The sequence below is a fragment of the Cyanobium sp. Cruz CV13-4-11 genome (assembly GCF_024346055.1).
In the GTDB taxonomy this organism is placed as follows: Bacteria; Cyanobacteriota; Cyanobacteriia; order PCC-6307; family Cyanobiaceae; genus Cyanobium.
Window position 1 is genome coordinate 1 of sequence record NZ_JAGQCH010000040.1, and the last position, 15,168, is coordinate 15,168.

The 15,168-nt window shown below is 65.5% G+C and carries 14 protein-coding genes; 10 read left to right on the forward strand and 4 right to left on the reverse strand.

Annotated features, from left to right (window positions below):
* Nucleotides 1-340 (reverse strand): DUF6444 domain-containing protein (locus KBZ12_RS18770; protein ID WP_396101513.1); only part of this gene is annotated, 340 nt, incomplete at its 3' end.
* A 383-nt stretch (nt 341-723) separates the two neighbouring features.
* On the opposite strand from KBZ12_RS18770, the gene KBZ12_RS17740 reads away from it, so the two are divergent.
* From KBZ12_RS17740 to KBZ12_RS17750, 3 genes are all read left to right on the forward strand, one after another.
* Nucleotides 724-2,211 (forward strand): hypothetical protein, encoded by a 1,488-nt coding sequence (locus KBZ12_RS17740; protein WP_254959392.1) that lies wholly within the window; start codon nt 724-726, stop codon nt 2,209-2,211.
* 575 nt (nt 2,212-2,786) lie between these two features.
* Complete coding sequence (locus KBZ12_RS18775; RefSeq protein WP_254959404.1) at nt 2,787-2,867, forward strand: tyrosine-type recombinase/integrase; 81 nt, start codon at nt 2,787-2,789, stop codon at nt 2,865-2,867.
* Nucleotides 2,868-3,379: 512 nt separating this feature from the next.
* A complete protein-coding gene (locus KBZ12_RS17750; protein WP_254959393.1) occupies nt 3,380-3,958 on the forward strand; it encodes a phosphoribosyl-AMP cyclohydrolase in 579 nt (192 codons plus the stop codon).
* A 791-nt stretch (nt 3,959-4,749) separates the two neighbouring features.
* Here KBZ12_RS17750 and KBZ12_RS17755 read toward each other — a convergent pair.
* The gene (locus KBZ12_RS17755; RefSeq protein ID WP_254959394.1) at nt 4,750-5,355 is read right to left on the reverse strand and encodes a trans-aconitate 2-methyltransferase; all 606 of its coding nucleotides are present in this window, start codon (nt 5,353-5,355) and stop codon (nt 4,750-4,752) included.
* Between the two features lie 184 nt (nt 5,356-5,539).
* Between KBZ12_RS17755 and KBZ12_RS17760 the strand changes: the two genes are divergently transcribed.
* The 6 genes from KBZ12_RS17760 to KBZ12_RS17785 all read left to right on the forward strand — a co-directional run bounded on the left by KBZ12_RS17760 (nt 5,540) and on the right by KBZ12_RS17785 (nt 12,754).
* The gene (locus KBZ12_RS17760) at nt 5,540-6,559 is read left to right on the forward strand and encodes an ABC transporter ATP-binding protein (RefSeq protein ID WP_254959395.1); all 1,020 of its coding nucleotides are present in this window, start codon (nt 5,540-5,542) and stop codon (nt 6,557-6,559) included.
* The gene (locus KBZ12_RS17765) at nt 6,556-7,725 is read left to right on the forward strand and encodes a PotD/PotF family extracellular solute-binding protein (protein ID WP_254959396.1); all 1,170 of its coding nucleotides are present in this window, start codon (nt 6,556-6,558) and stop codon (nt 7,723-7,725) included. Before KBZ12_RS17760 ends, KBZ12_RS17765 begins: the two co-directional genes overlap by 4 nt.
* Complete coding sequence (locus KBZ12_RS17770; protein ID WP_254959397.1) at nt 7,703-8,602, forward strand: ABC transporter permease; 900 nt, start codon at nt 7,703-7,705, stop codon at nt 8,600-8,602. The genes KBZ12_RS17765 and KBZ12_RS17770 overlap by 23 nt, the downstream gene beginning before the upstream one ends.
* The gene (locus KBZ12_RS17775) at nt 8,599-9,378 is read left to right on the forward strand and encodes an ABC transporter permease (protein WP_254959398.1); all 780 of its coding nucleotides are present in this window, start codon (nt 8,599-8,601) and stop codon (nt 9,376-9,378) included. The genes KBZ12_RS17770 and KBZ12_RS17775 overlap by 4 nt, the downstream gene beginning before the upstream one ends.
* 84 nt (nt 9,379-9,462) lie before the next feature.
* On the forward strand, nt 9,463-12,234 hold the full coding sequence (locus tag KBZ12_RS17780; RefSeq protein WP_254959399.1) for a cyclic nucleotide-binding domain-containing protein: 2,772 nt from the start codon (nt 9,463-9,465) through the stop codon (nt 12,232-12,234).
* Nucleotides 12,235-12,406: 172 nt separating this feature from the next.
* On the forward strand, nt 12,407-12,754 hold the full coding sequence (locus tag KBZ12_RS17785) for a hypothetical protein (protein WP_254959400.1): 348 nt from the start codon (nt 12,407-12,409) through the stop codon (nt 12,752-12,754).
* Here KBZ12_RS17785 and KBZ12_RS17790 read toward each other — a convergent pair.
* A complete protein-coding gene (locus KBZ12_RS17790) occupies nt 12,718-13,002 on the reverse strand; it encodes a hypothetical protein (RefSeq protein ID WP_254959401.1) in 285 nt (94 codons plus the stop codon). The two genes, KBZ12_RS17785 and KBZ12_RS17790, sit on opposite strands and share 37 nt — an antisense overlap.
* A gap of 21 nt (nt 13,003-13,023) precedes the next feature.
* Between KBZ12_RS17790 and mtnA the strand changes: the two genes are divergently transcribed.
* Nucleotides 13,024-14,124, forward strand: coding sequence for an S-methyl-5-thioribose-1-phosphate isomerase (mtnA, locus tag KBZ12_RS17795; protein ID WP_254959402.1), 1,101 nt, complete (start codon nt 13,024-13,026; stop codon nt 14,122-14,124).
* Nucleotides 14,125-14,312: 188 nt separating this feature from the next.
* Here mtnA and KBZ12_RS17800 read toward each other — a convergent pair.
* A partial coding sequence (locus tag KBZ12_RS17800) for a cadherin repeat domain-containing protein (RefSeq protein WP_254959403.1) occupies nt 14,313-15,168 on the reverse strand: 856 nt, incomplete at its 5' end.

Here is a 15,168-nt window from a genome sequence, read left to right on the forward strand (position 1 = left end):
CGACGACCTCGTCAACCCGCTCGATCGGCAGCAGCTCCGGCCCGGATCCTGGATGACCCGGCTGGCCGCCACGCTTGCGGCCACTGCCTTTACGCCGCTCTGGCGGCTTAAACCCCGGGCCATCGCTGGAGGGCGGTTTGGAGGAGTTACGGGAGCTGCGGCCGATCCGCTCCCGCAGGCTGGCCAGTTCGGTGGCCAGGGCGGTGAGCTGAGCGCGGAGCTGCTCGATCTCCTCCTGCTGCTCCTGGCCATGCTGGAGCAGCTCAAGAAATCCAGCCCGAACGCCGACCGGTGTGGCGGACCAGTCCGCTTCTGAAATCCCTGTTGGTGGGGCGCCCATCGCAAACAGTCTCTGCCTGAGATGCAAACGAGAATCAGGCCGCTGTCAAGGATTCAGCAGAGACAGAGTTCGCCGCATGCTGTCACGCCCCCTGAACGCTTACAAGAAGTTGGTCCATACTGGATATTGTATGGATAGAAAAAATGTGAAGAATCGGCTGCAGTAAATCTTCATTTCCCCAATCTCTGCGATTGTGGTCGGAGCATCCTCTTCGCCTAGGGTCAGACAAGCCGTTCCGGTGCTTCGGCTTGTATCATCCGATACGAGCGGCACTCTTTTTCACGATGCAAACTCCAACCGCTACCAGCGGCTTTCTTGGCCACGGTGTCAATCGGGTCACTGATCGGTTCGGTGACCGGGATCGACCCGGTCCTAACGTTGCCGTGTCGGGCCTGGAAATCCCCGGTGCCGCCGGAGGGATGACTCTCTGCAGCGTTTGTCGCACCGCCAGCGAACTGGCGCAGGCCATGCAATTCCAGGCGGGAGGTTCCCTTACGGGTCTGGGATTCCTGCCGTTGCTGCGGATCAAGAGGGACTTCTTCACCAGCCTGAAGACAACCGTCTACAGCCTGTCGGTTGTAGTGCACGCCTGGCGCGTCACCAGCGCGGCCTCTCTGAGTGAGCCCCACTTGCGGCCGGATCGGACGCTCCCGAGCAGTGCCGCCGATCTCGATGAGTTTGTGCTTCTTTATGGTGACTCGTACATCGCTTCGATCAACCTGGGGGGAGAATTCAATGGTGTGTACACGTTTCGCTCGGAAACACGCGAGCAGGCCGATCGGGTGAATAACGAGCTTGCACTGGGCGGCCTTGTCAGTGGCTTCCAGCTGGGTGTGGATCTGCACCATACCTTGGAGAACGTGAGCCGCAGTACTGCGACCAGCTACGACTTTAAGTACAGTGTACGCGGTGTGAGCCAGACGCCTAAACTCCGGGCGGAAGAGATGGTTGCCTATGCACAATCTTTTGGTCTCTCTGGTTTCGAGCAGCCAGCCTTGTTGAATATGGCAACTCTGGGCTATGAAACTGTGCCGGAAATGCACCGGGCCTTTGCGCAGGTGGCTGCCAACCGTGAACGCTTCACTAGCAATGGTGGCTTGTTGCGGCAACAGCAGCGGGTGGAGGAGCTAATCAACCAAATCCAGGAGACCCAAGAGAGCCTGAAGGTCTACGGTATCAGCCTCGCCGACGAGGAGGAACTTGATCGCAATCAACAGATTGCCGAGGCCGACCTGACGACCCTGGCCAATCTGGTAAGTGCGTACAAAGCCTCTCCAACTTCCCCCTTGTCCGTGCCGAGCCTGGCCTCGCTGCAATTGAACTCTCCCCATATCGTCGCCTCTGTGAGTGAGGATCCTGCCACGCTGATCGGCAATATCGAGGCGCCAAATGGCAACCGTTTTGACTTTCCGTTTGACGCCAGCACCGCCGTGCAAAACCGCGTGCGATTGAGTGGGATCGGTCTGGAGGCTGGCTCGCGGATCGACAAACTCACGCTTCGTTACCAGAGCAGGGGCGAGGCGGCGGAGAAGGTGTTTGTTTATGGGGGCAAACGCGGCCTACGGCAAGGGGAGCGAAGCCTGGGGGAAGGCGAAGGCATTTCCGCCATTTACGCCGAATTCGGTCCGCGCAACATCGACAAACTGCGCTTGTTCAACGGTGACAGCTGGGTGGTGGGTGGTGGGGGAGAGAGAGGAGACAAATCCCGCCCTGTCAACTGGCAACGCGCCTCTGATCAGGTGGTGCTGGGTTTCACGGGCCGTTCCGATAACTCAGAAGAGGGAGCCCTCTTTGCCCTACAGGCCGTGGTGGCACGGTTCGAGCGCATCGAATGGGAGCCCATTGATCCTGATGAACTTCTTGACAGCTGAGGTCTAACATCCCGCGGTGCGCCTGAAGCGTGCGCAGAGCTACGTTTCCGCTTCTGTCGTGGGGAGATAGAGCCAAGTCAATTTCTTGCGGGCGATCACGGATTAATCCGTGTTCTCCTCATAGTTCCAGACTCGATCATCGCCATGACGGTAGCGGGTTCTTCCCTCGCGGGTGCGGATCTCCCGGTCGCATTCCGCTGGTTCCGCCCAGACGATGGGGTGTTTGACGTAGGTGGTGGGTCCGACGGGTCGGTAGGTGCGCGTCAAGGTTCCAATGGAGACCGTTGGACGTGCCCATCCATCTCCACCAGCTAGTCGCCCCGTTCTGCCGGTTTACAGGCTGCCCTACTTGCGGTAGGTGAAGCTGTCCATGTCAAGATCGAGGCGAATCGCGGTGCCGTACGCATTGGCTCGCAAGTATCCGAATGCTGAACGCGAATGGATTGGCAATGAGTTTTCTCCCAGCAGAACAACTTGCTTCACAGGGAATCCGACTTCTAAGGCCGCCACCATTTCGATCCAAGCGTGGTGTACAACGCTGAGAAACGGTCTGTCTTCGAGCCAGCGTGACCAAGGTGGGGAACTGCCATAGCTTCCGTCATTCCTTTGCTACACACCTGATTGAAAGAGGACTGGACATCTTGACCATCCAGTAGCTGTTGGACCACCGTGACATTAGTACCACCAGGAGCGACACCGATGGACTCGACGGAGGGCCGCTGGGGGTAGATAGCCTGGCTGACTTTTAGTAGCTAAATACACAAGTAGTTCTCGGACCCGTCAATCATGGCCAGGTCTGTTGAGCTGGGGCTAACATCTGTTTAGACGACAGGCTTTTTGACTCGTGGCATCTTGGCGGCTGCCTTGGTTCTCGGAAGGGAGGGACTTCCTGACCGTGGTTCACGGAAACCACCGAAGATCAATCTAGCCCTTCAATTGCGCAAGTCTTTCGTTGCCACAAAAGCGCAGTATTGAATTCTGCAATCAGAGCCACGTCAGTGACACGATCCTGCTCGTACGACGGAGGCACCAATGGACACACCTAACCGGGATATGTGACGAGGGATTCATTACTGCGACTCCCGGAAAAGATCAGCGACATGCCACACCAACCTCAGATGCGACTGAGCCGACTAGAGTCCCACAGCCCTTAACTCGGCACATCACCATGAACCATCGTCTGGCCACCACCTGTAGCGCTCTGGTATTGCCCCTCCTGGGGACAACAACAGGTGCTGCAATGGCCGATAGCTTACCGATGCGCATGAACAGCAACATTACCGAACAGCAGGTGTTGAATGCCCAGCAAGGCTGGTGCAACGGCCTGCTGGCGATCAGCAAGGCTTATGCCACAGGGGGTTTTGCGGCGGCCGAGATAACGGCAAGCAGGATCCTTGATCAGGCCTATGGCTATCAGTACGGAGCCGTGGCCTTCAAACCGACGCTCACTCAGCATCCGCAAACCTTCAGGGGCACAAAGGCTGGCGCGCTGGCCTATTTCGTTGGCGGTAATCCAAGTTATCCCAACGACAAGGGCTTTGCCATCAAGCCCTGGCAGAAGTGCGCTATCCGCAATCAGGTGATTCAGTTGCATGGCGATCTGGCCATCACCATGGGCAATGTTGATCTCATCGACAGCAGCGGCAAGCTGACTACCGTGGACAAAACGTGGGCATTCTTGAGGGAGCCGGACGGAGAAGTCCGCATCGTGCTGCATCACTCCTCGCTACCCTTCACCGCGAAGTGACTACCGGCAGCACATACTGAGCTCCTGGGGAAAGCAATCCAGCTCATGCCCCAGGCAGTCGAAATAGTGGGGTTACGTTCACCGACTCCACCCGCCGCGTTCCAATCCAAGACGTTGCTAATTCCTTGTCTCAATTGACACCAGTCAGATACTTCACAAGCAGTTCCCAATGGTGAAGACCTACTGTGTTAGGGGGGGGCATAGGGGCTAACATCATCATTCACCCGACCCGGCGCGGAGAAACCGCTTTGTCAAAAGATGATTCGGGCGGGTGATGATGGGCGTTAAAAGGATGCGTCGGAGGCTGAGGGGTCAGTCCTTTCGGTGCAGAGGCGTCCGGGCTCCCTTTCACAAGCCAGGAGACCAACTCGATGGTTTCTTGGCTAAGGTGGCATCATATTCGATGGAGATCTAAGGAAAGAAATGGAATACCTCTATGACGCTGTTGTTGAGCCTGACGGACGAATACGGCTCAATCCATCAGTACATTTCCAAAAGGGCCTCAAGGTCTTGGTCGCAGTGCCACGAAGCGACAAGGATTCTGCGTTAAGCGGAATCGCATTGAGCGAACCTTCGCTTACAGATGATTGGCTCAATCCAGATGAAGAGGAAGCATGGGCGCACCTTCAGTAGGTGATGTAGTCATCATTCCATTCCCTTATTCCGATCTGTCGCAAACCAAGCGCAGGCCCGCCCTTGTCCTTGCTGAAGCGGGCAGAGGTGATTTTTTTCTTTGTCAGATCACCTGCCAGTGCCAGCCGCAGGCTTCGGCGGTGTCCCGGATGGCGTCCCTATCCGGCGGGACGTCGAACCGGCTGAGGTGGTCGATCACCGGCTGCTGCTGCTCGGGCGCCAGCACCCCCCCAGCCGCTGCGGATCCGGCCCACGTAGCGCGCCACATACGACTGGCGGTCTTCCCCGGGCGGGCGGAACACGTCGACCCAGAGGAAGAGGCCCTGTGGTGCCAGATGGCGGCGACTGAGCCGCAGGAAGCGGGCCTTGTCGTCGTCGCTGAGATGGTGAATGGCGAAGGCGGAATGGAGCAGGTCGACCGGTTCGGGCCCCGGCTCCGCTTCGGCCCAGGCCAGCAGATCCTGCTTCCGCCACCGGCAGGGGTAGGGCACCGGGCCCAGGGCGGCCGTCGCCCGGGGCAGTACCGGGGCGGAGAGGTCCACGCCCAGGTAGGAGCCCAGCGGCAGGTGGCGCAGCAGGGGGGCCATCACGGCCAGGTCGCCGCAGCCGAGATCCACCATCCGGGGCGGCGCTGAGCCGGCTGGCCGTGCCGCCACCCAGGTCTCCAGCGCCTGGCCCAGGGCCGCCGTCAGGGCCCGGTGCTGCATCAGGTCGTGGTCCACCACCGCCCGGTAGGTGGACCACTGGCGATCGAAGAAGTCCATCCGGTGGTCTGGGCCTCAGCCTCCACCGTGAGGATGGCAGTCCGTGGCCCTTCGAGACACCAAGCGGCAGATCAACCGCCCGATCCGTCATTGGTGGACATTTCGAGGGCAAGCCATTGCTGAACAATGGCTCGACCTGCTGCCGCGCGTGCTGACGGAGCCTGCAACGCTGAACGGCTGTGTCGTGGCCGACCCCCCTGGCGCGGCAGAGGTGATCGGCCTGCGCCAGGTGAGCCGCCGATTCGACGGGATGGCTGGCGTGGAGGCGTTGAGCCTTTCGATTGCGGCCGGTGAGTTCTTCTCCCTGCTGGGGCCATCGGGTTGCGGCAAGACCACCACCCTGCGTCTGATCGCCGGCTTCGAGCGCCCCCAGTCGGGCAGCGTCCTGCTGCAGGGCCACGACCTCACCGACGCGCCACCCCACCGACGGCCGGTGAATCTGGTGTTCCAGAACTACGCCCTCTTCCCCCATCTCAGCGTCTGGGACAACGTGGCCTTCGGGCCCCGCTCCCAGCGGCTCGCCGAGGCGGAGATCCGCCAGCGGGTGGGGCAGACCCTGGAGGTGGTGCGGCTTTCGGAGCTGGCACGGCGGCGGCCCCACCAGCTCTCCGGCGGCCAGCAGCAGCGGGTGGCCCTGGCGCGGGCGCTGGTCAACGCACCGGCCGCCCTGCTGCTCGACGAGCCCCTGGCAGCCCTCGACCCCGACCTGCGCCGCACCATGCGCAGCGAGCTCAAGCGCATCCAGCGGGAGGTGGGCATCACCTTCCTGCTGGTGACCCACGACCGCGAAGAGGCCCTCAGCCTCAGCGACCGCCTGGCGGTGCTGCACCAGGGCCGGCTGGAGCAGGTGGGGTCCCCCCGGCAGCTCTACGACCGCCCCCGCAGTGCCGTGGTGGCCACCTTCCTGGGGGCCGCCAACCTGCTGCCGGAGGGGAACGGTGGGGGCATGCGGCTGCTGCGGCCGGAGCGCCTGCGTCTGAGTGCCACACCGCCGGAAGCGGGGGAGCGGGGGCTGCGGGCGCGGGTGCGCGAGCTGGCGTTCCAGGGGGCCACCGTGGAAGTGCGGCTGTGCAGCGACAACGATCTGTCCCTGATCGCCATCGACACCACCGCCGGCCTGCCGGATCATCTCCGTGTCGGCCAGGAGCTCTGGTGTCGCTGGGATCCGGCCGACAGTCACCTGCTGGAGACCCCATCGCCATGACCCAGAACCGTCCCCATCCCCGCAGCCGCCGGACGTTCCTCAGGCAGCTGGCCCTGGGGGCCGGTGCGGCCGCCCTGGGACCGGCGCTGCTGCAGGCCTGTGGTCGGGGTCCGGGCGGCAGCGCCGAAAGCGCTGGCGGCGCAGGCGGTGAGCTGGTGATCTCCAACTTCCCCCTCTACATCGATGTCGACGCCCCCGGCGCCCCCGGCAGCGTGGCGCGCTTCCAGAAGGACACCGGCATCAAGGTGCGCTACGTCGAGGACGTCAACGATGTGCGCCAGTTCTTCGCACGCATCCAGCCCCAGCTGGCCGCCGGGCAGCCCCTCGCCCAGGATCTGATCGTGCTCACCGGCTGGATGGCCGAGCGGCTGATCCGGCTGGGCTGGATGGAGCCGCTGCCGCTGGCGGAGGTGCCCAACGCCCGCAACCTCGTGCCCTCCCTGCGCAAGCCCTCCTGGGATCCGGAGCAGCGCTACAGCCTGCCCTGGCAGTCGGGCATCGCCGGCATTGCTTACAACATCAAGGCCACAGGCAAAGAGCTGCGCGGCATCGACGATCTGTTCGATCCGGCGCTCAAGGGCCGCGTGTCGGCGCTGCTGGAGATGCGCGACACCATGGGCCTGCTGATGCTCGCCGACGGCCAGGACATCACCCGCCCCACCTGGGCGGCGGCCCAGCCCTCCTTCGACCGGTTGGAGCAGGCCCGCAAGAGCGGCCAGATCCGGCGCTTCACCGGCAACGACTACCAGAACGATCTGCTGGCCGGAAACCTGGCCGCCTGCATCGGCTGGTCGGGGGATGTGGCGCAGCTGGCCATGGAGCAGCCCGACCTGCGCTTCCTGGTGCCCGACAGCGGCGGCGTGCTCTGGGCCGACGTGATGCTGATGCCCAAGGGAGCCCGCCACCCCAGGGAGGTGGCGCGCTGGTTGAACTGGGTCTACGAGCCGGTGGAGGCCGCACGCATCGCCGCCGCGGTGCAGTACATCTCCCCGGTGGAAGGGGTGCGCGAGGTGCTGGCCAAGGATCCCGCCACGGCGCCGTTGGCGAACAACACGCTGATGTTCCCGGATGCGGCCATGCAGAAGAAGCTGTATGTCTTCGGGCCGCTCAGCGTCCAGGAGGAGGCCCGCTGGGAGGAGCGCTTTGCCCAGATCACTGAGGGCTGAGGCCCGCCGGCCCCGGTGGCCCTGGCTGCTGCTGACGCCCGGCCTGTTGTGGCTCCTGGGGCTGTACGTCCTGCCCCTGCTGGGTCTGGTGCCGCTGTCGCTGTCGGAGCCCCTCAGCCGCTTTGGCCTCGACACGGTGTTCACAGGCCGGGTGGCCAACTACAGCGAGGTGCTGCAGGCCTATGGCCCGATCCTGCTGCGCTCCTTCAGCTTCGCGGCGATCGCCACGGCGGTGGGCCTGGTGCTGGCCTACCCGCTCGCCTTCGCGATCCGTTTCCGCGGCGGCCGCTGGCAGCCCCTGCTGATCGGCCTGGTGGTGCTGCCCTCGCTCAGCTCCTTCCTGGTGCGGGCGATCGCCTGGACCAGTCTGCTGGGGGACAACGGCCCGGTGCTGGGCCTGGTGGAGAGCCTGGGGCTCACCGATGGTCTCAACGGGCTGGGGGTGCTGCGCGATGGCCGGCTGCTCAACACCCCAACGGCGGTGATCATCGGGCTCACCAACACCCTGCTGCCGTTCCTGGTGCTGCCCCTGGTGGTGGCGATGCAGCGGATCGATCCCCGGTTGCTGGAGGCCGCCGCCGATCTGCACGCCGGTCCGCTGCGCCGCTTCATCCGGGTGGTCTGGCCCCTTTCGCTGCCGGGCCTCGGTGCCGGCCTGCTGCTGAGCCTGATCCCCGCCGCCGGGGATGTGGTGAACCCCCGCTTCCTTGGCGGCCCCAATGATCGGATGATCGCCAACGCCATCGACAATCTGCTTCTGGTCCAGTTGCAGGCGCCGCGGGCGGCGGCGCTGACCCTGGTGCTGACGGCCCTGATCACCGTGGCGGTGGGGCTGCAGTTGCGGGGTCGGGGGCTGGAGGAGTTGCCGCTGCCATGAACAGGGCCGGTGCGCTGTTGCTGGGGCTGTGGAGCGCTCTGGCCTACGGGCTGCTCTATGCGCCTGTGGTGGTGACGGTGCTGTTCAGCTTCAACGCCCCCCGGGGGCGGTTCAACCTGGTGTGGCAGGGCTTCACCCTGGAGAACTGGCGCCACCCGTTCCAGGACGGTGCGCTCACCGCAGCCTTCCTCACCAGCCTCGGCCTGGCGGTGGCGGCGGCGTTGCTGGCGGTGCTGCTGGGCGGGCTGATGGCCCTGGCCCTCAGCCGCGCCAGGGTGCGCGGCGGGCGCTGGATCGAACTGCTGCTGGCCCTGCCGCTCACCAACCCCGAGATCGTGCTGGCCACGGCGCTGCTCACCCTGTTCGTGGGCCTGGATCTGCCGCGGGGGCCCCTCACCCTGTTGCTCTCCCACAGCCTGTTCTGCCTGAGCTATGCGGCCCTCACCCTCAAGGCCCGCCTGGCGGGGTTCGACCCCACCCTGGAGCTGGCGGCCCAGGATCTGGGGGCGCCGCCGCTGGAGGCCTTCCGCCGGGTCACCCTGCCGCTGCTGGCGCCGGGGCTGCTGGCGGCGATGTTGCTCTCCTTTTCCCTGTCTTTCGATGATTACGTGGTCAGCAGCTTCACCGCCGGCGAGACGCTGACCCTGCCGCTCTATCTGGCCGGCGCCTTCCAGCGGGAGATCTCCCCCCAGATCCAGGTGCTCTCCACCCTGGTGCTGCTGGTCAGTGCCCTGGTCCTGGTGCTGGCCTCGCCGCCGCGCAGGAGTCCCCGATAAGGGGGGCTACAGCGTCCTGAGGCCATCGCTATGGTCAGCGCCACTTAGGCGTGTTGGCGCGGGTACTCAGTGACGGAACGGCGGATGCATCTGGTGCGCTGGGCGCTCACCACCGGCTGGCTGCTGATCATCCTGTCCCTGCTCTACGACCCGTTCACTCCCCGCTTCACCGAACCCGACCACCCCTGGAGCCCCCTGCGGCTGCCGGAGTCCTGCGTGACGGTGCAGGGCCTCTGCCTGAGCGAGACCCCCTATCCCCTGGGCACCACCCTGTTCTGGGGCCTGGTGGTGCCGTCGGGCATCTTCATCCTGCTGGTCTTCGGCCATGAGGTCTGGCGGCGGATCTGCCCGCTCTCCTTCCTCTCCCAGATCCCCCGCGCCCTTGGGCTGCAGCGCCAGATCGCCAAGGTGAACCCCAAGACGGGCGAGAAGCGCCTGCAGCTGGCCAAGGTGCCGGGCGATTCCTGGCTTGGCAAGCACTACTCCCGGTTGCAGTTCGGCTGGCTGTTCCTGGGCCTCTGCGGCCGCATCCTCTTCTTCAATGCCGACCGCCTGGTGCTGTTCGCCTGGCTCAGCTTCACCATCGTCTGTGCCATCGCCGTGGGCTGGCTCTACGGCGGCAAGAGCTGGTGCCAGTACTTCTGCCCGATGGCACCGGTGCAGAGCGTCTTCTCCACCCCCACCGGCCTGCTGGGCAGCCGCGCCCACATGGCCAGCACGCCGATCACCCAGTCGATGTGCCGCACCGTCCAGCCCGACGGCAGTGAGCAGAGCGCCTGCGTGGCCTGCCAGCAGCCCTGCATCGACATCGACGCCGAGCGCCTCTACTGGGCCAAGCTCCCCTCCCCCGCCTTCGCCTTCGAGCGCTACGGCTACGTGGGCCTGGTGTTCGGCTACTTCGTCTACTACTACGTCTACGCCGGCAACTGGGAGTACTACTTCTCCGGTGTCTGGCTGCGCCAGGAGGACCAGCTGGCCCAGCTGCTGCGGCCGGGCTTCTTCCTGTTCGGCCAGCCGATCGATGTGCCCAAGCTGGTGGCGGTGCCCCTGTTCCTGGGGCTGTGCACCTGGCTCGGCACCCTCGCCGGCCGGGCGATCGAATCGGCCCTGCGGAGCCGGGTGCGGCGCCGTGGCGCCGAGCCCGACCGCGAGCGGATCCGCCACCGGGTGTTCGTGGTGGCCACCTTCCTGGTGTTCAACTTCTTCTTCCTGTTCGCCGGCCGGCCGCTGCTGCTGCTGGCGCCGGCCTGGCTCCAGTACCTGTTCGACGTGACCCTGGTGGCCGTCAGCACCCTCTGGCTCTACCGGGCCTGGAGCCGCTCCCCCGATCTCTACGGCCGCGAGAACCTGGCCGAGCGCTTCCGCAAGCAGCTCACCCGCCTCGATCTCGATGTGGGCCGCTACCTCGACGGCCGCTCCCTCGCCGACCTGGGCACCGAGGAGGTGTACGTGCTGGCCAAGGTGCTGCCCGGCTTCACCGGCCAGAAGCGGCTCGAGGCCTACAAGGGCGTGGTGCGGGAAGCCCTCGAGGAGGGCTTCGTCAACGCCGCCAGCAGCCTGGAGGTGCTCAAGCAGATGCGCCTCTCCCTCGGCATCAGCGACGGCGAGCACCGCCAGCTGCTCGATGAGCTCGGCGTGGAGGATCCCGGCCTGCTGGATCCCGACAGCCGCCGCAGCCTGGAGGACCAGATCCGCCTCAGCGGCTACCGCAAGTCGCTGGAGCGGCTGATGCTGGTGCAGCGCCTCGGCAGCTGCCCGGTGGCGGGCGGCCCCGATGGCGCTTCCCTGCAGGCCCTGCGGCGTGAGTACGGCATCTCCTCCCGCGAGGAGGAGCGGGTGCTCGACGACCTCACCCCCGCCGCGGCGGCGATCCACAAGGTGGAGCGGCTGCTGGAGCGGCTGCCGGCCCTCACCGACGGCTACCGGGCCCTGCACCAGAGCGCCCTGCGCCACCAGTCCGCCGTGCTGGCCCTGCTCGACGATCGGCTGCAGCTGCGCAAGGAACTGACCCTGCGGGCGATCCTCGATGGCCTGGCCACCCTCCAGGAGGATCCGGCGGTGCCGTCCCTGGTGCAGCGCCTCCAGGCCATCGCCCCCCTGGAGCTGCCGGAGCTGCTGCACCGGGAGGGCTGGGAGCGCCGCCTGCCGGCGGGGGTTGCAGGCACCCTCGCCCATCCCGGTGGGGAGGCCCCCTCCTGTTCCCTGGAGGTTCCCGTCGACGAGACCCTCGGTTTCCTGGCCAGCCTGGCCGCCGATGCCAGCCCCACCCTCGCCTCCGCCGCCCTGTTCCTGACGGCCTGCCTCGATGCTGGCCGGGCCCGCTCCATGGCGGCGCAACTGGGTGTGCCAGGGGCCCAGCCCCTGCTGCTCCAGACCGCCCGGGCGGTCGAGGCCCTCGACGGCCACCCGGAGCTGCGGGGCTTCCCGGAGCTGGAGAAGCGGGTGTTCCTGGCCACCAGCGATTTCTTCCGCCGCAGCGACGCCGACACCCTCGATGCCCTGGCCTCCCAGGCCGATGTGCGAGCCTTCGCCAAGGGCGAGCTGATCACCGAGGCGGGCGACACCTGCCGGGAGCTGCTGCTGCTGATCGAGGGCATCGCCCGGGTCCATCACCGGGATGGCGAGCGCACCTGGGTGAAGGATCTCCAGCCCGGCCGGGTGCTCGACGAGCTCCAGGTGCTCACCCACAGCGCCTCCGAGAGCACGATCGTGGCCGAGGCCGACGGCACCCGCCTGCTGGCCGTGCCGGTGGATTCCTTCGATGCGGTGCTGGAGCGCGATCCGGACTTCGCCCGCCGGGTGCTGGAGCTGGAGAGCGGCCAGCTGCAGCGGCTGATGCGGGCCGGCGGCGCCTGAAGCCTGCTGGTGGTGCGGGGCTCTGCCTCGATGACGCCCAGCCGCTGGCCCTGAGCCGCCTCGCCCTGCGCTGCGAAGAGGTCAACGGCCCCGGCCGTGATCTGGAGTGGGCGTTTGCCGGTGGCGCTCTGGGTCTGCTTCAGGGCCGGGCGATCACGAAGACCGGACCCTGATGCGAGGCGCCCCCGTCGAAGTGCTGCCGCGTGTGCCGCTGTTTGCCGATCTGAGCCCTGAGGAGCTCCAGCACATCGCCCTGCTGTTCAAGGCGCGGGATTTCGGGGCCGGTGAAACGATCATCCAGCAAGGCTTCGGCGGCTCCGCCGCCACCCGCCTCGATTGCTACGCCCTCACCTCCTGGGACTTTCGCCCCCTGGCGGGGGCCAACGGCGTGATCGGCTCGAAGCTGCTGCAGCGGATGGCCATGCTGCTGCGTGAGGCCAGGGTCCTGCATCAGCCTGGTCCCCTGGCCGCGCCCCTCCGGCCTCATTGGTGGGCGTTCTCGATCGCCTTGTCGCGCTGATCCTGGGCGGCATTGACCTGATCCACGGTCTGCCTGGCCTTGTTCATCGGAGCCAGCAGCGGCGATTCCGCCGGAGCAGGCGCCACGACTTTCGCGGGTGGAGCGGAACCGCAGGCGCCCAGCAGCCCGACCAGAAGGCTGAGCCCAACAAGGGCGGACCGTGACGTCACCTGGTACGGCCGACGATGTCGTGAAAATCTATCGCTGTGGCTCGGCCCTTCCCTGCCCGCAGGGATGATCGGAACCATCGTTCTGCTTCTTCCACGACCATGAACATCGACGGCAGGCCCTGGCGCACCATCTGGCTGGAGGAGGGCGGCCGCTCGGTCGGCGTGATCGACCAGACCCTGCTGCCGCATCGGTTCGTGACCCGCGCGCTCACCAGCGTCGAGGAGGCGGCCGAGGCGATCGTCACCATGGTGGTGCGGGGGGCTCCCCTGATCGGCGTCACCGGGGCCTACGGCCTGATGCTGGCCCTGCAGGCTGACCCCTCCGACGCCTCCCTGGCCGCGGCCTTCGAGCGCCTCGATGCCACCCGGCCCACCGCCATCAACCTGCGCTGGGCCCTGGAGCGGGTGCGGGCCGCCGTGCTGCCCCTGGCAGCGGAGCAGCGCGCCGAGGCGGCGAAGGCCGAGGCGGCCGCCATCGCCGAGGAGGACGTGGCCATGTGCGAGGCGATCGGCGACCACGGCCTGCGCCTCTTTCAGGAGATCGCCGCCCGGCGCCCCGAGGAGCGCCGCGGCCAGCCCCTGAACGTGCTCACCCACTGCAATGCCGGCTGGCTGGCGACGGTGGACTGGGGCACGGCCCTGGCGCCGATCTACAAGGCGCACCGCTCCGGCCTGCCGATCCACGTGTGGGTCGACGAGACCCGCCCCCGCAACCAGGGGGCCAGCCTGACGGCCTTCGAGTTGGGCCGCGAAGGGGTGCCCCACACCGTGATCGTCGACAACGCCGGCGGGCACCTGATGCAGCACGGCCAGGTGGATGCGGTGATCGTCGGCACCGACCGCACCACCCGCACGGGCGATGTCTGCAACAAGATCGGCACCTACCTCAAGGCCCTGGCCGCCCACGACAACGGCGTGCCCTTCTACGTGGCCCTGCCCGCCTCCACCATTGATTGGTCGATCGGCGACGGGGTGAAGGAGATCCCGATCGAGGCCCGCTCCCCCCTGGAGGTGACCCGCATCGCCGGCAAGCCCGCGGCCGGGGAGCCCACCAGCGTGCAGCTGGTGCCCGACGGCAGCGACGGCTTCAACCCCGCCTTCGATGTCACCCCCGCCCGGCTGGTGACGGCCCTGATCACCGAGCGGGGGGTGGCGCCGGCCAGCGAGGAAGGACTGAAGGGGCTATACGCGGCGTCCTGAAACCATGCCGCTCCCGTGGTGACGCCGGTGCCTACCCTGATCAGCCTCGCCGTTCTTCTGACGCTGCCGATCACTCTGGCATTCGCATCGCCGATATCGTATGACAATACAGGCGCCTAACCAGAAGGGCTCAGGCAGCTGATTTGACACGCCAAGCTCTAACAGGCAGGCAGGACACAGGCGAAAGGCTACAAGATGGTTACAGGATTGAGGGCTCCTATCGTGTAGCCAGAAAGATGCAGAATTGCATCGGTCGTGCTACTGAAGCCAGCAGTGGCGTTGTTCAAGGCAATGAAGGTGCCGCTTTGGCCGGTCACGGTAAAGGCTCTGGCAGAATCGGCGGGGAAAGCAGCGGAGGTAAGCACCGCAGCGATGGCAGAATTGCTCAGGCTTGTGGCATTGCCGCTGGAATTGGTGAGTGTTGCCGCAATCGCTCCAGGAGCATCGATCAGATCCGCGCTGGAATAGTCTGTGATCACATCAAAGGCAGTCAGCAATGAGTGACCAAGAGAGTTAAGTGCGAACGTATCAGCCCCAGCGTTTCCGGTGAGGATGTCCTTGCGGGCAGAGGCTGTGAAGCGATTAGCCTCACTGTTCCCAGCCAGGACACCGGCTCCTGCAAAACCCGAGAGATTCACATCCTCAAACCCCGTAAAAATCGGAGCGGTGCCAAATGCAGGGCCATTGGTCAGGCTGACAAACTGATTGGCTTGGCTGAGGTCGATCGTCAAGAGCTGAGTTGACGATCCACCAGAGAGGGACAGTTGATCAACATCGGCACCACCATCAAAGCTATCGCCGCTGTTGAGGGCGCCAATACCAACAAAGAATCCATCGTTGCCGCCTAGACCCTGAAGGGCATCCACCGCCGTGGTAGCGGTGAAGAAGTCTGTGCTGCTGGTGGGAGCTTCATTGACGTTGGTCACCGTGATCGTGAACACCTTGGCAAAGGTGCGGTTGCCCTGGTCGCGGGTCTGCACACGGATGGTGTAGGACGACTTGAGCTCGAAATCGGGAACGGAGCGGAGCCGCAGCTCGTTTTCC